Source organism: Listeria weihenstephanensis, from assembly GCF_003534205.1.
GTDB lineage: Bacteria > Bacillota > Bacilli > Lactobacillales > Listeriaceae > Listeria_A > Listeria_A weihenstephanensis.
The window spans coordinates 1,451,189-1,475,903 of sequence record NZ_CP011102.1 but is presented as its reverse complement, the minus strand read 5'-3'; the positions used below and the strand labels follow the sequence as shown (position 1 = coordinate 1,475,903).

At 41.9% G+C, this 24,715-nt stretch carries 21 protein-coding genes, 1 other RNA gene and 1 riboswitch; of the genes, 5 read left to right on the top strand and 17 right to left on the bottom strand.

What is annotated here, in order from left to right:
- The first annotated feature begins 26 nt into the window (after nucleotides 1–26).
- Together ppdK and UE46_RS07175 are read left to right on the top strand one after the other, a co-directional pair.
- Complete coding sequence (gene ppdK, locus UE46_RS07180) at nucleotides 27–2,666, top strand: pyruvate, phosphate dikinase (protein ID WP_036062882.1); 2,640 nt, start codon at nucleotides 27–29, stop codon at nucleotides 2,664–2,666.
- Nucleotides 2,667–3,114: 448 nt separating this feature from the next.
- Nucleotides 3,115–4,488 carry an L-cystine transporter gene (locus UE46_RS07175; protein ID WP_036063246.1) on the top strand — a complete coding sequence of 458 codons (1,374 nt, stop codon included), beginning with the start codon at nucleotides 3,115–3,117 and terminating at the stop codon, nucleotides 4,486–4,488.
- A gap of 60 nt (nucleotides 4,489–4,548) precedes the next feature.
- Here UE46_RS07175 and UE46_RS07170 read toward each other — a convergent pair whose 3' ends face one another.
- The 7 genes from UE46_RS07170 to mntR all read right to left on the bottom strand — a co-directional run bounded on the left by UE46_RS07170 (nucleotide 4,549) and on the right by mntR (nucleotide 12,122).
- Nucleotides 4,549–5,799 carry an MFS transporter gene (locus tag UE46_RS07170; protein ID WP_233231001.1) on the bottom strand — a complete coding sequence of 417 codons (1,251 nt, stop codon included), beginning with the start codon at nucleotides 5,797–5,799 and terminating at the stop codon, nucleotides 4,549–4,551.
- A gap of 139 nt (nucleotides 5,800–5,938) precedes the next feature.
- Nucleotides 5,939–6,232: a hypothetical protein gene (locus UE46_RS07165; protein WP_118907503.1), complete on the bottom strand. Its 294-nt coding sequence runs from the start codon at nucleotides 6,230–6,232 to the stop codon at nucleotides 5,939–5,941.
- Nucleotides 6,232–6,717 (bottom strand): dihydrofolate reductase, encoded by a 486-nt coding sequence (locus UE46_RS07160; RefSeq protein ID WP_036063241.1) that lies wholly within the window; start codon nucleotides 6,715–6,717, stop codon nucleotides 6,232–6,234. The genes UE46_RS07165 and UE46_RS07160 overlap by 1 nt, the downstream gene beginning before the upstream one ends.
- 11 nt (nucleotides 6,718–6,728) lie before the next feature.
- The gene (locus UE46_RS07155) at nucleotides 6,729–7,673 is read right to left on the bottom strand and encodes a thymidylate synthase (RefSeq protein WP_036063238.1); all 945 of its coding nucleotides are present in this window, start codon (nucleotides 7,671–7,673) and stop codon (nucleotides 6,729–6,731) included.
- Between the two features lie 20 nt (nucleotides 7,674–7,693).
- Nucleotides 7,694–9,583, bottom strand: coding sequence for an ABC-F family ATP-binding cassette domain-containing protein (locus UE46_RS07150; protein WP_036063236.1), 1,890 nt, complete (start codon nucleotides 9,581–9,583; stop codon nucleotides 7,694–7,696).
- A 140-nt stretch (nucleotides 9,584–9,723) separates the two neighbouring features.
- Nucleotides 9,724–11,406, bottom strand: coding sequence for a formate--tetrahydrofolate ligase (locus tag UE46_RS07145; protein WP_036063234.1), 1,683 nt, complete (start codon nucleotides 11,404–11,406; stop codon nucleotides 9,724–9,726).
- 287 nt (nucleotides 11,407–11,693) lie between these two features.
- Nucleotides 11,694–12,122 (bottom strand): transcriptional regulator MntR, encoded by a 429-nt coding sequence (gene mntR, locus UE46_RS07140; protein WP_036063231.1) that lies wholly within the window; start codon nucleotides 12,120–12,122, stop codon nucleotides 11,694–11,696.
- 256 nt (nucleotides 12,123–12,378) lie between these two features.
- Here mntR and UE46_RS07135 point away from each other — a divergent pair, with 256 nt between their 5' ends.
- Nucleotides 12,379–12,579: a cold-shock protein gene (locus tag UE46_RS07135; RefSeq protein WP_036063228.1), complete on the top strand. Its 201-nt coding sequence runs from the start codon at nucleotides 12,379–12,381 to the stop codon at nucleotides 12,577–12,579.
- 28 nt (nucleotides 12,580–12,607) lie between these two features.
- Nucleotides 12,608–12,994, top strand: coding sequence for a ribonuclease HI family protein (locus UE46_RS07130; protein WP_036063226.1), 387 nt, complete (start codon nucleotides 12,608–12,610; stop codon nucleotides 12,992–12,994).
- Between the two features lie 66 nt (nucleotides 12,995–13,060).
- Here UE46_RS07130 and UE46_RS07125 read toward each other — a convergent pair whose 3' ends face one another.
- The 10 genes from UE46_RS07125 to UE46_RS07080 form a co-directional block, all read right to left on the bottom strand.
- On the bottom strand, nucleotides 13,061–15,607 hold the full coding sequence (locus UE46_RS07125) for an MSCRAMM family protein (RefSeq protein WP_118907502.1): 2,547 nt from the start codon (nucleotides 15,605–15,607) through the stop codon (nucleotides 13,061–13,063).
- 422 nt (nucleotides 15,608–16,029) lie between these two features.
- Complete coding sequence (locus UE46_RS07120) at nucleotides 16,030–16,908, bottom strand: 5'-3' exonuclease (RefSeq protein WP_036063222.1); 879 nt, start codon at nucleotides 16,906–16,908, stop codon at nucleotides 16,030–16,032.
- A 67-nt stretch (nucleotides 16,909–16,975) separates the two neighbouring features.
- Entirely contained in the window at nucleotides 16,976–18,280 is a 1,305-nt protein-coding gene (locus UE46_RS07115) for a nucleobase:cation symporter-2 family protein (protein ID WP_036063219.1), read from the bottom strand.
- Between the two features lie 4 nt (nucleotides 18,281–18,284).
- The gene (locus tag UE46_RS07110) at nucleotides 18,285–18,863 is read right to left on the bottom strand and encodes a xanthine phosphoribosyltransferase (protein WP_036063217.1); all 579 of its coding nucleotides are present in this window, start codon (nucleotides 18,861–18,863) and stop codon (nucleotides 18,285–18,287) included.
- A 170-nt stretch (nucleotides 18,864–19,033) separates the two neighbouring features.
- A riboswitch (purine riboswitch) is annotated at nucleotides 19,034–19,135 on the bottom strand.
- A 56-nt stretch (nucleotides 19,136–19,191) separates the two neighbouring features.
- On the bottom strand, nucleotides 19,192–20,712 hold the full coding sequence (locus UE46_RS07105) for a carboxypeptidase M32 (RefSeq protein ID WP_118907501.1): 1,521 nt from the start codon (nucleotides 20,710–20,712) through the stop codon (nucleotides 19,192–19,194).
- Nucleotides 20,713–20,736: 24 nt separating this feature from the next.
- On the bottom strand, nucleotides 20,737–21,876 hold the full coding sequence (locus UE46_RS07100) for a THUMP domain-containing class I SAM-dependent RNA methyltransferase (protein ID WP_036063215.1): 1,140 nt from the start codon (nucleotides 21,874–21,876) through the stop codon (nucleotides 20,737–20,739).
- Nucleotides 21,877–22,048: 172 nt separating this feature from the next.
- Nucleotides 22,049–22,433: RNase P RNA component class B (gene rnpB, locus UE46_RS07095), an RNA gene on the bottom strand.
- 22 nt (nucleotides 22,434–22,455) lie between these two features.
- Nucleotides 22,456–22,788: a cell division regulator GpsB gene (gpsB, locus tag UE46_RS07090; RefSeq protein ID WP_036063213.1), complete on the bottom strand. Its 333-nt coding sequence runs from the start codon at nucleotides 22,786–22,788 to the stop codon at nucleotides 22,456–22,458.
- Between the two features lie 111 nt (nucleotides 22,789–22,899).
- Nucleotides 22,900–23,448: an SLOG family protein gene (locus tag UE46_RS07085; protein ID WP_036063211.1), complete on the bottom strand. Its 549-nt coding sequence runs from the start codon at nucleotides 23,446–23,448 to the stop codon at nucleotides 22,900–22,902.
- Nucleotides 23,445–23,795, bottom strand: a complete 351-nt coding sequence (locus UE46_RS07080; RefSeq protein ID WP_036063208.1) for a YppE family protein — start codon at nucleotides 23,793–23,795, stop codon at nucleotides 23,445–23,447. The genes UE46_RS07085 and UE46_RS07080 overlap by 4 nt, the downstream gene beginning before the upstream one ends.
- A 317-nt stretch (nucleotides 23,796–24,112) precedes the next feature.
- Here UE46_RS07080 and recU point away from each other — a divergent pair, with 317 nt between their 5' ends.
- Nucleotides 24,113–24,715 (top strand): Holliday junction resolvase RecU, encoded by a 603-nt coding sequence (gene recU / locus UE46_RS07075; RefSeq protein WP_036063206.1) that lies wholly within the window; start codon nucleotides 24,113–24,115, stop codon nucleotides 24,713–24,715.

The following is a 24,715-nucleotide window of genomic DNA, read 5'->3' as shown; positions in this document are numbered from 1 at the left end:
CAAATCCTATAGTAGAGGTGACTATTTTGAGAAAATTTGTGTATCATTTTAATGAAGGTTCAAAGGAAATGAAGTACTTACTGGGTGGAAAAGGTGCTAATTTAGCAGAAATGACGAATATTGGTTTGCCTGTACCACCTGGCTTCACGATAACAACAGAAGCATGTAAAGATTATAATGATCATAATCAAATTTTATCCGATGATATCTACGCCGAAATGATGACCCATCTGCAAATTTTAGAACAAGAAACAGGGAAGAAATTTGGCGATGCGACTAATCCCCTGCTTATCTCTGTTCGTTCCGGTGCACCTTTTTCGATGCCAGGCATGATGGACACGATTCTCAACTTAGGGCTCAATGATTTGTCTGTACAAGGACTTGAAAACGCAACCAATGATGCCCGTTCCAGCTACGATTGTTACCGCCGATTTATCCAAATGTTTGGTGATGTGGTTTATAATATTCCAAGCTATCGTTTCGAACAGGCGCTTACTGATTTAAAAAATGAGAACGATTACACACTTGATACGCAACTTACAGCAACCGACTTACAAAAATTGATTAACACATATAAAGACTTGTACATCAGCGTTTCTGGCCGTGAATTTCCGCAAAATCCTTTTGAACAACTGCGTCTTTCTATCACCGCCGTTTTTGATTCGTGGGAAAATCCGCGCGCGGCTATTTATCGCCGGCTACATCATATTGATAATCAACTTGGAACCGCTGTCAATATTCAATCGATGGTGTTTGGAAATACTGGTGAATCGAGTGGCACTGGCATTGCGTTTACGAGAAACCCTTCGACGGGCGAAAATCTCTTTTTTGGAGAGTACTTACTTAATGCACAAGGCGAAGATGTTGTAGCTGGAATCCGCACGCCTGAGCCAATCTCACACTTAGAAGACACGATGCCAGAAGTTTATCAAAAGTTACTCGATGTCGCCGCCCTACTTGAACTACATTATTTAGATATGCAAGATATTGAGTTTACCATTGAAAAAGGAGAATTGTTCGTGCTGCAAACGAGGACTGGGAAGCGAACCGCGCAAGCAGCGATTAATATTGCTGTCGACCTCGTACATGAGGGGAAATTATCAAAAGAGGACGCGATTATGCGCATAGATACCTCTCAAATCGATCAACTTTTGCATCCGTCGTTTGATGAAGCGAGTCTTAAAGCAACGACTTCACTGGCAACAGGCTTACCCGCTTCACCAGGAGCTGCCACAGGTCAAATTTATTTTAACGCGGAAGATGCTGTACTTGCAGCAGAGCGTGGCGAAAAAGCGATTCTTGTGCGCAACGAAACGTCCCCAGAAGACATCGAAGGCATGGCGAAAAGTGTCGCGATCCTCACCGCACATGGTGGTATGACATCACACGCCGCCGTAGTTGCTCGCGGGATGGGGAAATGCTGCGTCGCTGGTTGTGATGCTATCGCAATTGACGAATCGCAAAAAACTCTGCAAACCGCAACATTCACACTAACAGAAGGCGATTTCCTATCTTTAAATGGCTCCACGGGAAAAGTTTACCTAGGACAAATACCGCTCGTTGAAAGCGAAATTGGCGGTCACTTCGAGGAATTGATGAGCTGGGTCAACGAAGCGAAAAAACTAGTAGTTCGAGTCAATGCGGATTCTCCAAACGACCTAGAAGTTGGAGTTCATTTTGGCGCAGAAGGTGTTGGTTTATGCCGAACGGAGCATATGTTTTTCCAAGATGATCGCATCACTTACGTCCGCCAAATGATTATCGCTGAAACGCTTGAAGAACGCCTGATCGCTCTAGCCCATTTAAAAGAGATGCAAAAAGCTGATTTCGCCGGCATCTTCCGTGTCGCAAATGGGAAACCCGTAAATATTCGTCTACTCGATCCCCCACTTCACGAATTTTTACCGAAAACAACACAGGATATTGAAAAATTAGCTGGAGAGCTTGGCAAGCCTGTTGTAGAGTTAAAGCAACGTGTTCAAGACTTAGGCGAAACGAACCCAATGCTTGGCCATCGCGGTTGCCGTCTTGCTATCACCTTCCCTGAGATCTATATAATGCAAGCCGAAGCCATCATGGAGAGCGCCATTCAGATTCATGATGAAGGCATTGCCGTTTTCCCAGAAATTATGGTTCCACTCGTTTCTAGTAAAGAAGAAATTGCAATTATTAAAAAGCAGTTAAAAGAAGCGATCCAAACGATTTTCCGCAGAGAACAACTCGTATTACCGTTTGATATTGGAACGATGATCGAAATTCCGCGTGCTTGCGTGACGGCTGACGAAATTGCAGAAGAAGCACAGTTTTTCAGTTTTGGTACGAATGATCTGACACAATTGACGTTTGGCTTTTCACGCGATGATGCGAATAAGTTCTTATACGCGTACCAAGAGCAGAAAATTCTACCTATAGATCCGTTCCAATCCATCGATCAAAAAGGAGTTGGTGCGCTTGTAACGACGGCTGTCCAGCGTGGTAGGATGACAAATCCAGCGCTCAAAATGGGGGTTTGTGGCGAGCATGGCGGAGATCCAGCTTCGATTCATTTCTTTCATAAATTAGGATTGCAGTATGTTTCTTGTTCGCCATACCGAATTCCAATTGCACGAATTGCTGCAGCTCAAGCTTCGATTTTGGAGGAAAGGCAGGAGAAAGTGATGGTTTAGTAAGACTAGTTACACCTAATCAGAGCGGAAAAGACGCTTTGGTTGGGTGTTTTTTTTTGAGGCGTCCCTTGTCGACTTAAGGCCTCAATATGGGGGAGAACGAAGTAAGTGTGTCATCTATCAGTGGCTATTATACCGCCACGTTATGCGTTAGCTCTGGGTTTAAATTGAAGTTTGGAATCTGAAGGATGTAGTGTTTAGATGTTTTTGTGTTCGTGGTAGTTTGCGCCTTCGGCCAACTCCTCGAAAACTTCACGCCCTCCACAAAAAGCAAGAACGGCTTTTTATTGCGGCCGCTCCAGTTTTTTTCGGAGCTGAACGGGCCGATTCAGCCTTTCTATCTTGACAAATTCCATTTTCCCCTGTAATCTAATACCAACAAATCTTGTCGGAATTATATAATATAATGATTTCTAGATTTAATTGGTTTAAAGGGAGGATTTTTTACATGGATACAGCATTTTTAATTATTAACTTAATCGTAGCCGCTTTCGTCATTTTCATTTTTGTGTGGCTTACGAAACGTCATGTTTCTTTTTCTAAGCGTGTACTACTCGCTCTTGGTATTGGGATTGTCGCTGGTTTTGTATTGCAATTTATTTACGGGGCAGCGTCTGATGTCACGAAACAAACGACGGAATGGCTTGGAATTATCGGTGGTGGTTACATTAAACTACTACAAATGATCGCGATTCCTTTGATTTTCATTTCTATCGTGACCGCATTTACACGCCTTCAACTCAAAACTAATATTGCTAAAGTGGGTATCTGGATTATCGGTACACTTGTTGTAACTGCTGCCATTGCTGCTTTTGTCGGTATTGGTGCGGCACTCTTGTTCCATCTTGATGCAAGTAATATTTCACAAGGTGCAACGGAAGCTGCTAGAGCAACGGAACTTCAAGATAAATTCGCAGGTATCAGCGACCTATCTTTCCCACAAAAAATCGTGGAGCTATTACCCGCTAATCCGTTCCTTGATTTCACTGGCGCACGCGCTACTTCGACAGTTGCCATCGTTATTTTTGCTGCCTTTATCGGCGCCGCTTTCCTTGGTGTACAGCGGAAGCAACCAAAAGAAGCCGCCATTTTTGCCAAAGGAGTCGACGCGATTTATGCGATCGTATTGCGCATCGTAAAACTCATTCTACGCTTAACGCCATACGGTGTTTTTGCGATTATGACAAGTACAGTGGCGCTCAGTGATACGTCTGCCATTTTAAAACTTGGAAACTTTGTCCTCGCTTCTTACGCGGCACTTATCGCTATGTTTATCATTCATTTGGTAATTGTAGCTTTCACAGGAACAAGCCCAATGACATATATTCGTAAATCGATGCCCGTTCTCACGTTAGCTTTCACATCTAGAACGAGTGCTGGAGCTATTCCGCTGAACATCGAAACGCAAAAGAAATTAGGCGTTCCTGAAGGTATTGCCAATTTTGCCGCATCGTTTGGCTTATCTATCGGACAAAATGGATGCGCCGGAATTTATCCTGCTATGCTTGCTATCATGATCGCGCCAGCTGCCGGAATCGATCCATTCTCAATAAACTTTATTTTAACTGTTGTGCTCGTTGTCGCTATTAGCTCTTTCGGAGTTGCCGGAGTCGGTGGTGGCGCAACGTTTGCCGCGATCATCGTACTCTCCACTTTGAACTTGCCAATCGGGCTTGCTGGTGTTCTAATTTCAATCGAACCGTTGATTGACATGGGACGTACAGCGCTTAATGTAAGTGATAGCATGGTTGCAGGGATCGTAACGAGCAAAGCCACGGGGGAATTAAAACAAGAAGACGACCAAACATTGGTTGAAGCTTAAAAGTATCAAAAAAGCGCTGTATCCAGGTTTTCAATTCCTGAATACAGCGCTTTTTCTCGCTTAAGATACGCCTAATTTCTTCGTTTTTAAAGATGGAACAATCACCCCTGCTAAAACGAGGCAAATCGCTAAATAAACAAATGTGGTTGCGTAAGACCCACCTGAAATGTCCAACAATTTTCCGATCACAATCGGTGAAATAACGCCTGCAATCGATCCTAGACAATTGACGACAGATGACCCAGTTGCCATTTGGTTTGTTGGTAAAATATCCACAACTATTCCCCAAAAAATACCTTGTGACAAAAATAAGAAAAAGGCCGTCATACACTGTAATAAAAGCGCCATTTCAATCGATGGAACTTTGATAATGAAAAATAGGGATATTGCTGCAACAAGAATCGCAATCGCAAAAATAAAGCGTCGTTTCTCCTTGAAACGATCAGACATCGCGCCACCAATGAGCATGGCAACAGTCCCAACCAAGTACGGTAAAGCATTGAAAAAACCTGTTGCCTGTAAACTCAAATTCCGCTCATTCATTAAATAGGATGGGAGCCACGACGTAAATCCCCAAAAAGTCAGGTCAAAGAAAAACCAAACAAGCCCCGCCTTCCAAACCAAACTATTTTTAAAGATGGTAGACGCCTTTGCTTTTGGTGCCGTCACGTTGACAGTGGGTTCATCTTCTTCCAACTCCTGCAATGCCTCAGCACTCATTCGTGGGTTGTCTTTTGGATTATCACGAACTAAACGATAAAACAAAAAGGCAACCACAAAACCTGGAATCGCAAGAAAAACAAATAAATGCCTCCAGCCGAATACACTAATAAAATAAGCTGCTAAAATACTTGCAAAAGCTGGCCCAAGTGTATTGACCGTCGATTGAATACTCGTCATTCGCCCTCTTAGTCGTTTTGGATAATACGTCGCAATCGCTTTATAAGACGATCCTGGTAATGGTGCTTCGCCAAGTCCGAAGAAAAAACGAACACCTAGAAATAACGGATAATAAAAAATGAGTCCTGTTAACATCGTGAAAAGTGACCAGAAACCGACAGCGATACTCGTCATTTTTCGAAATCCAAATCGATCTGCTAACATCCCTCCTGGAATTTGAAATAACGCATATCCCATGAAAAAAGTACTAATAATGAGGCCTTGATGTGTTGAAGTAAGCTGGAAATCCTCTGCTATGTATGGCAGTGCTACCGTGATTACCATCCTATCTAAAAAAGATAATAACCAACAAACCCATAGTAGTGCTAAAACCGTCCCACTTGCTCGCCATTTTGAGTTTTTAAAAAACATTTTACGAATCATCCCCTATTCTGATTTATTCATTAAAGTTTGTTTTCGATATATTCTTATAATTTAGCACAAAAGCATGACGTTGTAATTATCTATTTTGAATAATATTTTTCGACTCGTTAGCCAAAATAAACAAGAGCTACAGATGAGCTCTTGTCAGAATAACGATAATTAAAAAAACAGCATACGCGAAAGGAATCACGATAAACCATCCAAAAAAATAGCGGGAAGACCTCTCTTTGGAACGCCAAACACCGATGACCCCAACGATAAGTAGAAGCAATACATACTTAGAGAATGATAACAAAGTCGCAATCATGCCACTCGATACACCGCTTGCGCTCAACGTAATTCCCGCGCCAATAAATAAGAAGCTAATCAAGAAATAACCTAATACGTGGAATCTAGCAACGACTTCCTCCGTCTGATTCATTACACTTCCTCTTTTTGATACCAGCCATACCAAAAATCAAGATCATTTTTCGCATCACGTACCCCGTCTTCACGCTTTATGAGACGCCACTTTTCCCATTTGATATCTGGAAACCGTGTATCACCGCCACAATGTTCTTCTACATGCGTCACAACTAGCGCGTCTGCCTCATCTAAAAATAATTGATAGATTTCGGCCCCACCTGTAATATACGCATCCTTGTCTTGCGCCAAATCCAATACATCTTGCTTCGTATGAACAACCGTCGCGTCTTCTAAAGAATAATCAAGATCTCGTGTCAACACTACATTTTCGCGATTCGGCAATGCTTTTCCAATCGATTCATACGTTTTACGACCCATCACGATCATATGTCCATTTGTCTCTCGTTTAAAATGTTGTAAATCTGCTGGCAAACGCCATGGCATCGTATTATCTTTTCCAATAAAACCATCTTTATCCTGTGCCCAAATAAAAGTTAGCATCCTTATCCTCCTCAAACAGAAATTGGCGCTTTAATCGCAGGATGTGGATCATAACCTTCCAGCGTTATATCGGCCACATCAAAATCAAAAATTGTCGCAGGTTTCTCAGATAACACCAGTTTTGGCAACGTACGAGGTTCACGAGTTAACTGCTCCTTCACTTGATCCATATGGTTGTTATAAAGGTGCGCGTCCCCCATCGTATGAACAAATTCACCAACATCAAGTCCCGCTTCACGCGCAATAAGATGCGTCAACAAGGCGTACGAAGCAATATTAAACGGCACACCCAAGAAAATATCCGCACTCCGCTGATATAACTGACAACTCAGTTTCCCATCCGCCACATAAAATTGAAAAATCGTATGACACGGTGGTAATGCCATGGTTGGCACGTCCTCAGGATTCCACGCAGATACCATCAAACGACGCGAATTTGGATTCTTTTTAATCATCTCAATCACATCCGCCAATTGATCAATCGTTTCTCCCGTTGACGTCCGCCATTCCCGCCACTGTTTCCCATAAATATTGCCCAACTCACCGTACTGTTTCGCAAAAGTCTCATCCGCCAAAATTCGTTCCTTAAAGCTCGTCATCTCTTCTAAATAAACCGCTTTAAAGTCCTCATCCTGCTCCACTCTCAAACCAAAATCCGTCATGTCTGGACCTTTATAATCGTCGCTCTTCACCCAACGCTCAAATGCCCATTCATTCCAAATATTATTATTATGCTCCAAAAGGTAGCGGATATTAGTATCCCCATGTAAAAACCAAAGCAATTCACTCGCAACTAGTTTAAATGGTACGCGTTTCGTCGTCATAATTGGAAAACCTTCCGCAAGATCAAAGCGCATTTGATAGCCAAACGTACTAATCGTGCCAGTACCCGTCCGGTCTCCCTTTTGCGTCCCATTTTCAAGTACAAATTTCTCCAAATCTAAATACTGTTTCATTTCATGCCCTCTTTTCTACCTTAATCCGCATACTCCGATAAATATTCCCAACGTGCCATCAAGCGTTCCAACTCGGTTTCTGCCTCTTCCAGCGCCGTATTGAGTTCGCCCGCTTTTGTGAAATCTGAGCCCACTGTTTCAAGCTCCGCATTAATCGATGCAATCTTAGCCTCTTGCGCCTCGATCAAGCCTTCAATCTCCGCCCACTCACGCTTTTCTTCAAACGTATGCTTCACTTTCTCTTTCGGTTTTTCCATCACAACTTCTTCTTGCTCCATCTCCGCTGCAAACATTTTTGACTTTCCTTTTCGCGATTCATAGTCCACTAAGAAATGACTATACTCACCAAGATACGTCTCAATTTGACCAATTCCAGTGAACACAAGCAGTTTCCGCGCAATTTTATCCAAGAAATAACGATCATGGCTGACAGTAATAACCGTACCATTAAACGTCTCCAAATAATCCTCCAACACGGTCAACGTCTGCGTATCCAGATCATTCGTCGGCTCATCTAACAAAAGAACATTCGGCCGCTCCATCAAAATTTTCAGTAAGAACAGACGACGCTTCTCGCCACCAGATAAACTCGCAATTTTCTTACCATGCGTAATTGGTGGAAATAGGAAACGTTCCAGCATATTCGAAACAGAAACCACTTCTCCATCCGAGGTTTTTACCGTTTCACTCGCCTCTTGTAGATACGCAATCATCCGCTGATCTGGATCCATTTCTTCATTTTGCTGCGTATAATAACCAATCCGAACCGTTTGGCCTGTTAAAACTTCACCAGCGTCAGGCTCCAAACGCCCAGCCAGCATATTCAAAAGCGTCGACTTCCCGGTACCATTGTTACCAGTAATACCAATCCGTTCACCCGGCTGAATAATCAAGCTAAAATCTTGCAACACATGTTTCTCGGCGAAGCGTTTATCGACATGATCTAATGTGAAAACCTGTTTCCCAAGACGCGATGTTGCAAAATCCAGTTGCAATTCCGTATCATCCGTTTTCGATTTCACTTTACCTTCCAAATCAGAAAAACGATCTTGGCGCGCTTTTTGTTTCGTTGACCGGGCTTTCGCACCACGGCGCATCCACGCAAGCTCTTTACGATACAAGTTCAAATTCTTCTCGCCTTCACGCATCTCATTATCCATCCGAATTGCTTTTGATTCCATAAACTTCTCGTAGTTACCGACATAACGATAGGCCTTGCCACGATCAATTTCAAGCATATGATTCGTCACTCGATCTAAGAAATACCGATCATGGGTTACAAGTAAAACCGCTCCACGAAAACGGTTCAAATAATCTTCTAAAAAACGAATCGATGTGAAATCAAGATGGTTAGTAGGTTCGTCCAAAATAAGCAAATCAGGCGTCTCAATCATGATTTTTGCGAGACCCACACGCTTACGTTGTCCACCTGATAAAGATCCAACTTTTGCCGTCAAATCAGTAATTCCCAGACGATCTAAAATAGTCTTGGCATCCGTGTTCACATCCCAAGCATTGGTAGCATCCATCTCATGTTGCGCGATTGTAAAGCGATCATGCAATTTCGTATCATCTGGATCAATCGCCATTTCAAGCAAGACCTGCTCATAGTTGCGAACCGCTTGAAGCGCACGCGTCTCCCCTTGGAAAACCTCTTCTAAAACGGTGTGTTCATCCGTTAAAACAGGATCTTGCGCTAGAAATCCGATCGTATAATCCTTCGCTTTTGTAATCACGCCTTTATCGCCTTCTTCAATTCCAGCAATAATCGACAGCAACGTTGATTTACCAGTACCATTGACACCGATAACACCAATTCGTTCCCCTTCCGTGATTGCAAAAGTGACATCTTCAAAAAGGCTTTTTTCGCCATATGTCTTCGTTAAATTCTCAACTTTTAATTGTTTCATTACTTCCCATCCATTCTGTGTATCTCTAGTCTATTCTATCGAAGTTTAGGCCTTGACGCAATAGAATTAGAAAGAAGTATTAGAAAATCCAGATACAGATTCTCCAATACTTCTTTCTCACTAATGTCACTTATTTCATTTTAGAATAAACCGACTGCGTTTCCTTTTTCATCCACGTCCATGTTTAACGCCGCTGGTTTCTTCGGTAAGCCTGGCATTGTCATCACGTCACCTGTTAAGGCAACCACGAATCCAGCACCAAGTTTCGGAATAAACTCGCGAATATGAATCACAAAATCAGTTGGACGCCCAAGCATCGTTGGGTCATCGGTTAATGAGTATTGTGTTTTCGCCATACAAATAGGATAGCGATCCCAACCGTATTTTTTAAACTCCGTGATTTGCTTTTGCGCCTTACTTGAAAGCTCGACACCAAGTCCGCCGTATACTTTTGTCACGATAGCTTCTAGTTTTTCTTCCATTGAATCTGCATCATCGTACATCCGCGTGTAGTTTGCTTTGCCACTCTCCACAGCTTCAATTACTTTTTCTGCTAGCTCAAGTCCACCGTTACCGCCTTTTTCCCAAACCTCCGTCAAGGAGAACGGAATATTGTATTCTTTGCACAGCGCTTCAAGTTGCGCCACTTCTGCGTCTGAATCTGTAATGAATTTATTAATCGCGATAACATATGGTAAGCCGAATTGTTGCACTGTATCCACGTGTTTTTGTAAATTGGCAAAACCTTTAATCAACGCTTTTACATTCTCCGCACCAAGTTCCGTTTTCGCCACACCACCATGCATCTTAAGCGCACGAATCGTCGCTACAATCACGACACAATCAGGAGCTTTTCCAAGCGCCGGAACCTTAATATCAAGGAATTTCTCCGCACCAAGATCCGCACCAAATCCAGCTTCTGTCACCACATAATCGCCAAGTTTCAGCGCTGTTTTTGTAGCTGAAATACTATTACAACCATGCGCGATATTCGCAAAAGGACCACCATGTACGATCGCTGGTGTATGTTCTAGCGTCTGTACTAAGTTTGGTTTCAAAGCTTCTTTTAAAAGCAATGTAAGCGCACCTTCATAACCCATTTCACCAACTGTTACTGGCTCACGTTCATAATTATAGCCAATAACGATTTCACTCAAGCGATGTTTCAAATCTTTCAGGTCACTCGCCAAGCAAATAATGGCCATGATTTCGGAAGCAACAGTAATATCAAATCCGTCCTCACGCGGCACACCTTGAATCGGCCCCCCCAGACCAACAATCACTTTACGCAACGCACGGTCATTCAAATCAACGACACGTTTCCAAACAATTCTACGTTGGTCAATACGCAATTCATTTCCTTGCTGCATATGATTATCAATGAAAGCCGATAGCGCATTGTTTGCCGCCGTAATCGCATGGAAATCACCAGTAAAATGCAAGTTAATATCTTCCATCGGAATAACCTGTGCATATCCGCCACCCGTCGCACCGCCTTTAATTCCCATTGTAGGGCCAAGCGATGGTTCACGAAGCGCGATCATTGTCTGCTTACCTTTTTTTGAGAGCGCGTCTCCAAGTCCAACTGTAACGGTAGACTTACCTTCACCAGCTGGTGTCGGATTGATTGCTGTTACAAGAACAAGTTTTCCATTCTCCTTACCTTCTAGCGAACGGATCGTTTCATAGCTCAATTTAGCCTTGTACTTACCGAATAACTCCAATTCATCCACGCTTAATCCAATTGCCTCAGCAACCTCCGTGATTGGTTTGATTTCTGCTACAGATGCGATTTCAATGTCAGACTTTACTTTGTTTGCCATTTAAATTCCCCTCTCAATATGTAGATATAAAAAATTCCTATTAATGCCTTGCGCACCGACAAACACTCATCTCCGTCGTTAAAATCTGCGCGCTGGTGCTCATATACACAAGTATACTCCGCTCCAGTGCTCAACTTTTCCTAGGATCTAAGTATTCGTCAGCACGCAATGTAACGGCTTTCTTTTTGTTGCACCGGAAATAAACCGGCTTAGTACTTATCTTGAGCCTTCTACAAAAATTGCGCGTAAAAGCCATTAGCACTAACAGGAAATCTTTTCAAAAAAAATTAATCTTCTGGATACCGCGACACGTGCTGCATCCCTTGAAGTTTAGCAAGGGCATCTGGATTCTCTTCAAAAAACTGGACAACATCGCCAATTCGGTTGATCGAGTTCCAACTCAAATGATGCTCAATTCCTTCTACATCTTCATAAATACGCGCTTCTTCCACACCGATAATACCAAGAAAATTCTCAAGTAAAGCATGGCGTTCTACCAAGCTCTTCCCAATTGTCTTTCCTTTTGGCGTTAAAATGAGACCGCGATATTTCTCATACACCAGATATTCATCTTTATCTAGTTTCTGAACCATTTTTGTAACAGAGGACGGATGTACAAGTAGTTCCTCCGCGATATCTGATACTCGAGCGTAACCTTTTGATTCAATCAATGAATAGATTTTCTCGATATAGTCTTCCATGCTTGGTGTTGGCATTTCTGTTTTCCTCCAACCTTGATTTCTTTCACCTCTTCATTCTACCACACCATGCCAGAATTCGCCTCTCCAAAGGGTTGCTTTTTTCAAAAATGCCGAATTAATGTAACCGCTTTATACTAACTTGACGAAAGAAGCCTCCGCGGTTTATTATTAATGTATCTATTCTATGCATCTTCTTGCCCCACTATACGAAAAAGGTCTATCCTAGTTTATTTTAGCTAGCCACCTGACCAAAACGAGGAGGAACTCATTCATGCAACAAGCACAAGTAAAATGGTTCAGCAACGAAAAAGGCTACGGTTTTCTAGAAGCAGAAGATGGTCAGAATATCTTTATTCACTTTACAGCCATCCAGGGTGACGGTTACAAATCACTCGATGAAGGTCAACAAGTCACATTTGAAATAACAGAAGGCAACCGAGGACCACAAGCAACAAACGTTCAGAAAGTGTAAAAATTTACATAAAGGAGGTCTCTTAGATTTGGAAATATACGCAGATGGCTCTAGCGCAGGGAATCCAGGGCTAAGCGGTATCGGCATTGTGATTATCGCAGATGGCATTTACGAACAAATCAGCCTCCCACTTGGCATTTTAAGTAACCACGAAGCTGAATTCATAGCGATTAAAACCGCCCTCACAAAAGCGGTCACCTACAAACCCATCCTTGTTAGACTCTATTCCGATTCACGCGTTGCCGTAGAAGCTATCGAAAAGCGCTATGCGAAAAACCCTTTGTTCAAACCACATTTAGATGTTATTCTTGATTTGATTGACTCCCTAGAACTGTGCTTCATTCAGTGGATTCCGAGCACTTCTAATAAAAAAGCCGATCAATTGGCACGACAGGCGATCCAAAAACAAAAGTAAAATCTACATTCAAATATATAAGAAAAAATCACTTCCCATTTCTGGAAGTGATTTTTCATGACTTTTTTAACGTTTTTTACGGAATGCATAAAGACAAAGTAGTAGTCCAGATGCTACTAAAACAATATTCTCAGAAGTTGAATCGCCAGTATGAGGTAATGTTTGTTGAGATACTACTTTTGTAGGCGCTACCTCTTTTGGCACATCATTTTTCGTTGGTGCTATCGGTACATTTATTGATGTCTTCGGTTCATTTCCATTTGTTGGTGATTTCGGCGTATTTCCTGCATCTGCTGGCGGATTTACTGGTGGTATCACCGGTGGATCTACTGGATCTACAGGTGGTGTTGGCGGTACAATAATTATTTTTGCTTTCTTCTGATTTAATTTCTCTACCTGTACATTTGCCTCGTCTCCAAACATAATTTGGAATGATATAGGATCACTATCAAGTACATACCCATCTGGCGCGGACGTTTCAATGAATTGGTATTCACCTGGTAATAAGTTTGTCACTGTAATTTGACCTAACTCATCTGTTGTTAATCCTGTTTTTATAACAAGGCCGTCCGAGCTTTGCAATGTGAACGTAGCACCTTGCAATACTTCATTCGTATCCTTATCACGCTTTGTTAAAACCACGCCACCTGTTGAGGCTTTGTTTGTGATTGTTAACTGAATCTCTTTACTTTCCGTCGCTGAAATTTCCACATCTTTGGTCACATTCGAAAGTAAATATCCTGTTGGCGCGATTGTTTCGGTTAACGTATATTTCCCAGGAATCAGGCTGCCAAAAGTAAGATTACCATCCTCATCCGTTGTGCCCTTTTTAATATTGCTTGGATCATCCTTCGACACCAATTCAAAAGAAGCACCTGCAAGTTTTGATCCTGTTTCCGCATCCACTTTATGAATCACAAGCGTTCCGCGTATTAACTTCTCATTTGCGGCCGTTAAAGCAATCGTTTGATACGTATTTGCTGCCACTGAAAATGGAATCGGTGTCGCATCCAATTGGTAACCATCTGGCGCTTGTGTCTCCACTAATTGATAACTGCCTGGAGCCATGCCGTGTAAAGCTAATTTCCCAGCTGTATTTGTCGCTCCCGTGTATAACGTTTTTCCAGTACTATCTAGAAGTTTGAACTTGGCTCCTTCCAGTACTTTCGTCGGATCAGCTTTATCTACTTTATTCAGAACCACTTCTCCGCTAATTTTTTTCGTATTCACAATATTGGAATCATAATTTTCCCCATGTAGACTGATGGAGGACGTATTTGGAACAGTATCTCCAATCGCAAGTCCTGTCGGGTCCACATTAAATACAACCGTTCTACCTTCTCCAATTGGAATATCTTTATTCACCGTGATGGTCAGTACGTTATTTTTTTCTTGAATATCGAACGTACCATCCGCATCATCCACCGCATTTTTATAACTTAATCTACTATCTAATGTATCGCTAAACGTTTGTCCTGCCTTAATCGTTCCTGTAATTGCATTTAGCGTCAAAGAATATTGTAAATTTTTATCATTGGTCGTGATTATATTTTTGTCTACTGTCTTTTTTAAAACTTTATTAAAATTGGCATTACCGTCAATTCGTAGTGTATCGCTACTCGTTTTCGTATATTCATCACTCGTCATTGTCGCTGTATTAACATACGTATCATACACATGTGCCACGCTAACTTTATATTCAATAAGCAGCATTTCATCTTTCGCAATATGATCAAAATGCACCGTCAGCTTTTGTGTTTTCGCATCAAACTTAATATCACTGGCATATTGCGATGTCACATAGGTCCGGTCTCCATTAGCATCATATTTAATAATCCGAATACCATCCACCGATATTTTATCCGTCGCATCTACACCTGTCGTCAAAGCTGGATTAGGATCTACTTCCAGACCATCAGGCATTTCATCTACAATCGTGACATTATTTATTTCTACGTCTTTATATATGTTTAGCGCTAATTGGAACGTATTGTATTGCGATTCAACAGGGTTAAGCAAACAGATCCCATCCGAATCTACACTAGAGTGCCACCATTTCTCGAAAAGCGTCGGCGTTCCGTTTTGTTGTGGCTGTATTTGCAACGTTTGCGAAACATCTTGTCCTGCGTAAGAAGCCTTAAAAATTTGATCCGCAGCAACCGTCGTGTTCGCACGCATTAATACCGCTTGGAAAGAAATCGAAAAAGAAGCCGACCATGCTTGCCCTACATTGAAACTCGCATCGGGTTTTACATAGACAAGAATTCGATCTGGATCTGTCGTCTTATCTGTATGATCATACGTGAAACTATCACTATTCAAATCTGTCAAATTTCCTGTAGAATATATCTCTTTTGGAATACTAACTTCAATGAGTCCATTCGAATCTACAATCGCATCAGCCGAAGCGTCCAACGTAAAATCCATCGTTACTTTTCCTGAACTAACAATTGGATTATCGTGTACCTTCATACTCAGGGTAAATTTACCTGTTGACGCTCCCACACTCGTTGCTTTCGTCTGTGGCTTCGCTGTATCTGCCTTCGTTATCATACCCATGAATACACCGCTCACCATCAAAATAATTGCTAATACATATACAAATTTTTTCATCTCGCATCTCCTTTTATGTCTCTTATATAATTTAGAAAGAAAATTATAATAATATTTTGTCCTGCTGCCGAAAAATTGTTACCTTTCAAAAAACACCTGACATTAAACGAAGTGTTCCTTAATTGCTACAACCCTCCTTCTTTTACCATAGTCCGTTTCGCTATTTAGTCTATCATATGAAAATCATAATTCCTAGTCCGTTTTTTTACGTTTTATAACAAAAAAATCTCCCATTTTCTAATAAATTATAAGTATAAACTCCATCGGGTTTTAAACGTTAAATTTAGCACATTAACTAGTATTCCATGTAGAATTTAACACCTAAAAAAACATGTGAAGTCATTCTTGACATATGCCTTATTTCTATAATTTCGCTGAAACAAAGTAAAAAGCCATACGAAAAATCGCATGACCTTCAATCTTTATAACATAATATCACGACGTAATGTCTTTAAACCATGTGCCTCTACAACATCGATTGCCTCAGGAAGGATCCCTCGATAAACACACTGTTCAATATCAAACGCGAGCGGGACACTCGTGTGAATTTCCGCTAGTTGCCGTGACAAGTGCAACATCTCCAAGTCTTCTTTTAACTTCGTCTGCTGCCCTGGTTTCAACTGATCCACATTCGCTAAAATACCGTCGATTGTCTCGTACTGTTGAATCAATTTTAGTGCCGTCTTTTCACCGATGCCACGAACACCAGGATAGCCATCACTCGTATCACCCATCAGCGCCTTCACATCAATAAATTGCTCTGGTGTGATGCCCCATTCTTCCATGAAGGCTGCCTCATTATATTGTTTATAATTCCCGTAACCTTTTTGCAAAATCCAGACATCGTTCGTCGGTGCAATCAGTTGCAATAAATCCTTATCCCCACTTAAAACGGTCGTCCCGATTCCAGTTCCAGCCATTTGCACCGTCACCGTACCAATACAATCATCCGCCTCATATCCTGGAACACCCACATTGATAAAGCCAAAAGAAGCTGCAACTTCCTTCACGAGATCAAATTGCGGTCTGAGCTCCTCTGGTGGTGCCTTACGCTCCGCTTTATAGCCACTATACAGCTCATTACGAAACGTCTGCGACCCCATATCCCAACATATCAATGCATGCGTCGGGTGACTCTGATCGATCGCTGCAAATAAGTGTTTCATAAATCCTTGTACACCATTGGTCGGAATACCGTGTTGGTTCACCATAAACTGCTTCGAGACAGCCGTTGCAAAAAAAGCGCGAAATAATAAAGCCATGCCATCCACGACTAATAGATTATCTTTTTGATTCGTCATTTTCGTTCCTCCTAGCGTTTCTATGTAAAAAATAATTATACCATAGAACGCCAAGTCAAACGAGTCTCTACAACTGGGTACGCGCTGGTTCTGTGGCTTCTTTTTCCTTACGATGCGGAATAATGTTAAAAATAATATTTAGCGTAATTGCCGTCACACTTCCAGCCACAATACCATTACTTGTGAAAAGTTGGATAAAATCAGGGAACACTTTGAAAAGGTCAGGAACAACCGTCACACCAAGCCCGACACCAACCGAACACGCGATAATCAACAAATTTTCTTGTGAAGTGAAATTAACTTTTCCAAGCATCTTAATGCCTTGCGCTACCACCATACCAAACATCGCAACCATCGCACCACCAAGCACCGGCGTTGGAATAATCGTTGCCATTGCGCCCACTTTCGGCAATAATCCAAGTACGATCAGAATACCCGCCGTCACGTAGATCACTTTTCGTGTCTTAATGCCCGATAACTGAACTAACCCAACGTTTTGCGAGTAAGCTGTGTACGGAAAAGTATTGAAAATACCGCCTAAAATAATTGCTAAACCTTCCGCGCGATATCCTTTTGTTAAATCCGATTTTTCTAACTTACGTTTCGTAATGTCCGAAAGCGCGAAATAAACACCGGTTGACTCCACCATGCTCACAAGTGCGATCAAGATCATCGTCACGATTGCCGCCCAGTTAAAGGTTGGCATCCCGAAATAAAACGGCGTAGGCATATGAAACATTGGCGCCTCAGCAACTGGCTGCAAAGAAATACCACGGTAAATCGCCGCAAATAATGATCCGGCAACAAGCCCAATTAAAACCGCGATTGCCTTACTAAAACCACGACCAAAACGATACACTAAAATAATCGCAAACAGCGTCCCAAATCCAAGTCCTAAATTATACAGCGAACCAAAATCAGCCGCACCTTGCCCACCAGCTAAATTATTAATCGCCACTGGAATCAACGTCAATCCAATAATCGTAACAACCGATCCCGTCACAACAGGTGGAAAGAATCGCACAACCATCGAAAAGAACGGCGCAATCAACACGACAAAAATACCAGAAACAATGATAGAGCCATAAACCGCCCCAATACCGTACTGCTCTCCAATCAAAATAATCGGTGCAATCGCCTGAACCGCACAACCCAAAACAACCGGCAATCCAATTCCAAAGAAGCGATTCATCGTCAACTGTAGTAACGTCGCAATCCCGCACATGAAAATATCAATCGAAACCAAATACGTCATCTGTGCACTCGTAAACCCAAGTGCACCACCAATCAAAAGCGGTACAATAACCGCCCCCGCATACATCGCGAGTACATGTTGAAAGCCAAGTGCCGCAATTCGTCCTTTTCCTAGCATCGCATTACTCCCCTTCCACAAAACGAATTTGCTCATTTTCAAGAGATGCAATCCGAGCTAGGGAATAAATCGGATAACCTGTTTTCTCAAGCAATGCACGACCTTGTTGGAAGGACTTTTCAATCACAATTCCAATCCCAATCACTTCTGCTTCCGCCTGTTCGGCCACTTCAAGTAATCCCAGAACCGCCTGGCCATTCGCCAAGAAGTCATCGATCAATAAAATTTTATCCTCGCTACCAAGAAAATGCTTGGATACCGAGATATCATTCGTCTCCTGTTTCGTAAAAGAGTATACACTACTCGTATATAAATTATCCGTTAACGTTAACGATTTCTTCTTTCTTGCAAAAACGACTGGCACACCAAGTTCAAGCCCCGCAAAAACGGCCGGTGCTATACCTGAGGATTCAATGGTAACAATTTTTGTAATACCTAAATTTTTAAAACGATTTGCAAACTCCTGCCCCACCGCTTGCATCAGAACAGGATCAATTTGATGATTCAAAAAAGAATCGACCTTCAATACATTCCCCTGCAATACCGTTCCTCGTTTTTCGATGTGCTCTTCTAATAATTTCACTGCTTATGACCCCTCTCTCGATTTAAGGAGTGTGGGAATACAAAAAAACGCCCACCACTCATACTAATAATGAGAAGTAGACGAAAAAACAGAGTGCAGATCCTAAAAAATAGGTGCCGAAAATACTCGAAATCATCCATCGCAAAAATAGACACCTGCACTCCTGATTATTCAACGTTACTCTCACTCATAGTCCAATTATTTACGGTAATTGGGTAGAAACTCGCTGTCCATATTACAGCCTTTATATAAGTGACTTAAAATGTTATAAAATAAGTATAGCTTTCCTTACAGAAGTGGTCAACCTTATTTTTCAATGTAACCGCCATCACGCCTCATTTAATTTATAAATAAAGTCGTAACGGTCATTTAGAAGTTGAATGAGGTAATCTGGATTTAGTCCCTCACACGTTGTATCTTGCAAAATATCAAGCGGTTTTTTCAACATGCCATACTGATGTACATGCTCCGTTAACCAAACTCGAATTGGCGAATAATCATCACTTGCTAAGATCTCAGGCACATTCGGAATCGCTGTTGACATCGCCTCAAATAACTGCGCCGCATACATATAACCGAGCGCATAGGAAGGGAAATAACCGAAATCGCCACCTGACCAATGAATATCTTGTAAAATACCATCCGCGTCATTCTCCGGTCTCACACCAAGATATTCCTCATATTTAGCATTCCACGCATCACGCAACTCGTCCACGCCAATCTCGCCATTCATAATCGCTTTTTCAAGCTCATAGCGAATCATGATATGAAGCGGATAAGTCAGCGTATCTGCCTCAATCCGAATCAGCGAACTCTCTGAAATATTCACCGCACGATAAAAATCTTCGACAGAAACAGCATCAAACTCAGGCGCCGTAATCTCTTGAAAATCCTTATAATTGCTTTGCCAAAACTCAAAACTCGAGCCTAAAATAATCTCATAAAATAGCGATTGTGATTCATGGATTCCCATTGACGCTCCATTCGCAAGTGGTGTCCCCGCAAGTTTTGGATCAATATTCTGCTCATAAATCGCATGCCCGCCTTCATGAATAATGCCGAAAATCGCCATTTTGAAGTTATCCCCATCATAGCGCGTCGTAATCCGTACATCTCCAATATTCAGCCCAGTAGCAAACGGATGCACCGTATCATCCAAACGCCCCGCTTCAAAATCAAAACCCATTTTCGCTAAAATACGCATGCTGAATTCTTTTTGTTTCGCTTTTGACACATGTTTATGAAGTAACGTTGGATCAGGCTGATAATTCGCTGCCTCCACCTTCTTACGCAACGTTAAAATCGCTTCTCGAAGTTTAGCGAATACATCATCCAAAACCGCCACCGTCATTCCTGGTTCATATTGATCAAGCAGTGTATCGTATGGATTCTCATCATAGCCCCAATACGACACAAATTTACGCTTACTCGCAATGATTTTTTCGAGGTAAGGTTTAAACGCTGCAAAATCATTATTGGCGCGCGCTGTTGCCCACATGGTTTCCGCCTCCGCAACGAGTTTAGAGTATGCCTCATACTCTTTCGCTGGAATTTTTTTATTCAAGTCATATTCCTTTTTACATTCTTTCAAAGAACGGCGCGTCACGTCAGAAAGGTTCGCTTTTTCAACCCAAAGACCTGCAATAAAAGCTGCCATTTCCTCCGAAACCTTCATTTTGAAAATTTCAGCACTTAACGTCCCAATAACTTCCGAGCGCCCAGCCATTCCTTTTTCTGGTGCACCAGTCCGTAGATCCCAATAAACTAAGCTAAGCGCTTCTTCAAACGCACTAATTTTCTTCATATAATCCAAAAATTCTTGTTCTAGTTTTTGCAAATTCTCCGACATCCTGATTCCCCACTTTCGTTACTATTAATCTCTACGTGGCGGTCTCGGTCCCCAATATTGATACAGATCCGTCCGTAAATAACCATTATACAATTTACGTTTCTTCGTCGCCCGTTTCGCATAAACTTCTTCAAACATTTCATAGCTTGTCAACACGTAAACCGACCATGTTGGCATATTACGATACACCGCACGCATTTCGCGATACAACTCACGAACCGACTCTTCATCTTCCAATCGTTCTCCGTACGGCGGATTCGCGACAATTACACCATACTCTTTTTCCGTAGTGAAATCAGCAACTTGCATCTGCTTAAATTCAATCACATCTTCCAGCCCAGCTTCAATCGCATTTTGCTCCGAAATCTCAATCATACGATGGTCAATATCTGTGCCCATGATGTCTAACCACTGATCATGATTCGCCTCTGCTTCAGCTTCTGCGCGCGCTTGTTTCCAAATATCCGGTGACATCCAGTCCCACGTTTCGCAGACGAAATCACGACGCAATCCGGGCGCAATATTTCGCCCAATAAGCGCTGCCTCAATCGGAATCGTACCAGACCCACAAACAGGATCATAAAACGGACGATCTGGGTGCCAACTTGTAAGCAAAACGAGCGCTGCAGCCATCGTTTCTTTGAGCGGTGCCCCACCTTGTCCAACACGATATCCACGTTTATGTAAACCCGCACCACTCGTATCAAGCGTAATCGTTACCTCATCCTTTAAAATCGATACCTCTAACTTAAAAAGAGCTCCCGATTCCATCAAACGTCCTTGACGACGGTACTTCTCGCTCAAACGGCTAACAATGGCTTTTTTGGTGATCGCTTGACAGTTTGGTACACTAAACAGCGTTGATTTCACCGATTTACCCGCAACAGGAAAATTTGCATCCAACGGCAAAATGTCTTCCCAAGGTAGCGCCTTCGTTTGTTCAAATAAATCATCAAATGTGGTTGCCGTAAATCGACCCACTACAATTTTCACACGATCCGCAACACGAAGCCATAAATTCGCCTTTGCAATCGCCATCTCGTCCCCTTTAAAATAAACTTTCCCATTATCTACTTCACAATCATAACCCAGTCGACGTACCTCTTTTGCTACAATCGCCTCAAGTCCAGCCGCAGCTGTTGCTACTAACTCAAATTCCCTCATAATCGCCATCCTCATCTTATAGTAATATCTAAAAAAAGAACTGTCCCAAAAGACACACGCTTCTTAGTTACACAAATGTGCACTAAGTTATGGCATCTCTTAGCATAAGAAACTAGCCATACGTCCGACTTTGAAACAGCCCTCACTTTTTTAATTCATCCTGATAATAGCGTTTTGTAAGCCATGTTCTGTACTTTTGTGATTACAGGATCACACAAAAGTGGTAATTATCTATCTGCACATAACGGTGAAGCTATGTACCTCGTCCCTCGTTGTTATTCCTCGGGAAAAGTGCCCCTACCAATATTTGGGTTTCTCGCTCGTGGGGTTTACCTCGTTCCACTTCCACCATTTCTGATGAAACTTCGTCACTGTGGCACTTTCAAGGTTCGAACACCATATCTAAAAGACTTAGGTGGGTCACCTGCCGTCAAACCGGTAAACCGGAATGCCCTGGCTTATTGTTTGACCAGGCACGATCACTACGGGCATTTCAGCGCCGTGCGAGCATGGACTTTCCTCTGTTTTCATAGGGAAAACAGCAATTACCCAAACGCTACCTCAATCATTCTACCATGTTTACTGGTTGTCGTCCAGCTTATTTCCAAAAACGTGTTTTTCAAGATTGCTCAAGCGTTTTAAAATATCGAAATTAGTCGATCCCGCCGGCTGCGTCGTTTGTTGGAAGGTCGGTGCTACAACCGCTTTTGGCGCATCCTCTAGTTCAGAACGCAAGCGCAAGTTTTCCTGTTGTAAAGCTTCAATTTCTTGAGAAAAAGTACTGTAGTCATTGATCACTTTATCTAGAAATTCATCTACATCTTCAGGATTATACCCGCGCAGACCTGTTTTAAATTCTTTTTCTAAAATTTCTTTGCCAGTCAAATTATATTCAAATTGTTCAGAAGCCATTTAACTTCACCTCTACATCTAGTTTCATGTTAACTTTACGTTACATAGTTCCATTTTTTCAAAGTTTGCCCCGTTTGTCAATTTATAATCCTTCATTCCAGCAAAAATACGCTAAAAGTCTGAGTTTAGCGACTCCACAACCTCTTGCAATTCATAGAAATCCACCAAAAATATCGTGTAATCTCCATTCTCAGCATAATCCTTCGCTTTTTCATAAAAGAACTTCGGCGCGCCTTCTCGTTCTGTATCATAAACAAGCAATGTCCCGTCTGTGTGATCCAATATAAACTGATCCTTCAATTGAAATTGGCGCGGGTTCTCATACTCCCGCTTCGTCACAGCCGCCACATAATCCGCCGAACTCACAATTTCGCTATACCAAAGCGTATTCCCTTCATTCCAATTACTCTCTTGATTTAAAAACGGCGTTATAACAGCCAATTTCAGCGCGTACTCCTCTTTTTTCAGTTCTGCCACAACCTCACCAGCCCATAGTTCCACGCCCATTTGACCCGAAATAATGACCCATTCCAGCCCTTCATCTATGAGCCCGAGCAAACGCCTTTTGATCGCCTCTTTAATAAATGTCGCTTCTGGTGCATCACGCTTAAATATCCCCAATTCAAAATTCTTATACCCCGACACAAAAATCGATTTCATGGCGCTTTCTCCAATACCCGTTTTAGCGTGTATTCTACAGATTGATAATGATCATTAAAATGCTTATAAAACGATTTTCCGTTAAATGCACTGACTGCAATCATCTGAATATTATCCGCCACCTGCTGCAATTGCGCTTCTCCCAGATACGTCGGTCTCGCTGTATTCACCCATGGAATAACGAGTGCAAGCCACGCATCACACGTTTCCTTCACACCATCCACAAACGGTTTCATATCTTTATAAAAATCAAATTCCTGTTGCTCCTCCCGATTCGCTAAATAAAGTTCCCAAATAGCCTCGTTATGTTGCAACATCTCGATTGTTTTCCCTTGTACGTTACTCATTAAAACCAATTCCTTCTATATAAAAGTATGATAATAGCATACCATATTTTATGGCAAGCGCCTATTTATCGAATTAAAAAAACATTACAAAATGCGGAGAAAAGGATAAAACGAAAATATTTTTGATTTTTTTACACCAAATGTGAAAGGATGCGAAGGTACGTTCTATCTTGCTTTTGGGCTATTTCGAAAGAGGAACTAGATTAATATAGGGAGATTTCCCCTATCATTTTCATTTTTATTTGTTATAATAGGTGGTAGTCCAAAATTCAGAGTGGCGGGTTCTGTCATTCTAACCAATTAGAAGGAGTGAAAAAATGGCCATACGCTATCCAAATGGAAAAAAGTATCAGCCAAATGAACTTGCTCCGGCTAAACCTCCACAAAAAACGGTCTCGTATGGAAATCGTGGTATGTCATTGGAGCAGGACCTCAATGACACAAATACCTATTATCTAACGCACGAACGAGCCATCATTCACAAAAAACCTACACCAGTGCAAATCGTTGGTGTCGACTATCCAAAACGGAGTAGTGCAAAAATAAAAGAAGCCTATTTCAAAACACCATCAACCACGGACTATAACGGTGTCTATCAAGGAAAGTATATTGATTTTGAAGCAAAGGAGACTAAAAATACAAGTTCATTTCCTCTTAGTAACTTCCATCAGCATCAAATGACACACATGGAAGGTGTCCTAAAACAAGGCGGTATCGTCTTTGTTATTATTTCATTTAACACACTTGGAGAGGTTTATTTTATCTCCTATGAGCATTTCAAGCCCTTTTGGCAAAGAATGTTAGATGGTGGGAGAAAATCAGTAACCCTTCAAGAATTAAGACAAGTAGCAGACCTAATTCCTTATGGTCTAAATCCGAGGCTAGATTATTTAAACATCGTTCATAAGCATTATTTCTAG

What these genes read in the sequence shown, in the direction of transcription:
- UE46_RS07175 (WP_036063246.1), top strand. Translation starts at nt 3,115, where the DNA reads ATGGATACAGCATTTTTAATTATTAACTTAATCGTAGCCGCTTTCGTC.
- UE46_RS07170 (WP_233231001.1), bottom strand. Translation starts at nt 5,799, where the DNA reads ATGTTTTTTAAAAACTCAAAATGGCGAGCAAGTGGGACGGTTTTAGCA.
- UE46_RS07165 (WP_118907503.1), bottom strand. Translation starts at nt 6,232, where the DNA reads ATGAATCAGACGGAGGAAGTCGTTGCTAGATTCCACGTATTAGGTTAT.
- UE46_RS07160 (WP_036063241.1), bottom strand. Translation starts at nt 6,717, where the DNA reads ATGCTAACTTTTATTTGGGCACAGGATAAAGATGGTTTTATTGGAAAA.
- UE46_RS07155 (WP_036063238.1), bottom strand. Translation starts at nt 7,673, where the DNA reads ATGAAACAGTATTTAGATTTGGAGAAATTTGTACTTGAAAATGGGACG.
- UE46_RS07150 (WP_036063236.1), bottom strand. Translation starts at nt 9,583, where the DNA reads ATGAAACAATTAAAAGTTGAGAATTTAACGAAGACATATGGCGAAAAA.
- UE46_RS07145 (WP_036063234.1), bottom strand. Translation starts at nt 11,406, where the DNA reads ATGGCAAACAAAGTAAAGTCTGACATTGAAATCGCATCTGTAGCAGAA.
- mntR (WP_036063231.1), bottom strand. Translation starts at nt 12,122, where the DNA reads ATGCCAACACCAAGCATGGAAGACTATATCGAGAAAATCTATTCATTG.
- UE46_RS07135 (WP_036063228.1), top strand. Translation starts at nt 12,379, where the DNA reads ATGCAACAAGCACAAGTAAAATGGTTCAGCAACGAAAAAGGCTACGGT.
- UE46_RS07125 (WP_118907502.1), bottom strand. Translation starts at nt 15,607, where the DNA reads ATGAAAAAATTTGTATATGTATTAGCAATTATTTTGATGGTGAGCGGT.
- UE46_RS07120 (WP_036063222.1), bottom strand. Translation starts at nt 16,908, where the DNA reads ATGACGAATCAAAAAGATAATCTATTAGTCGTGGATGGCATGGCTTTA.
- UE46_RS07115 (WP_036063219.1), bottom strand. Translation starts at nt 18,280, where the DNA reads ATGCTAGGAAAAGGACGAATTGCGGCACTTGGCTTTCAACATGTACTC.
- UE46_RS07105 (WP_118907501.1), bottom strand. Translation starts at nt 20,712, where the DNA reads ATGTCGGAGAATTTGCAAAAACTAGAACAAGAATTTTTGGATTATATG.
- UE46_RS07100 (WP_036063215.1), bottom strand. Translation starts at nt 21,876, where the DNA reads ATGAGGGAATTTGAGTTAGTAGCAACAGCTGCGGCTGGACTTGAGGCG.
- gpsB (WP_036063213.1), bottom strand. Translation starts at nt 22,788, where the DNA reads ATGGCTTCTGAACAATTTGAATATAATTTGACTGGCAAAGAAATTTTA.
- UE46_RS07085 (WP_036063211.1), bottom strand. Translation starts at nt 23,448, where the DNA reads ATGAAATCGATTTTTGTGTCGGGGTATAAGAATTTTGAATTGGGGATA.
- UE46_RS07080 (WP_036063208.1), bottom strand. Translation starts at nt 23,795, where the DNA reads ATGAGTAACGTACAAGGGAAAACAATCGAGATGTTGCAACATAACGAG.
- recU (WP_036063206.1), top strand. Translation starts at nt 24,113, where the DNA reads ATGGCCATACGCTATCCAAATGGAAAAAAGTATCAGCCAAATGAACTT.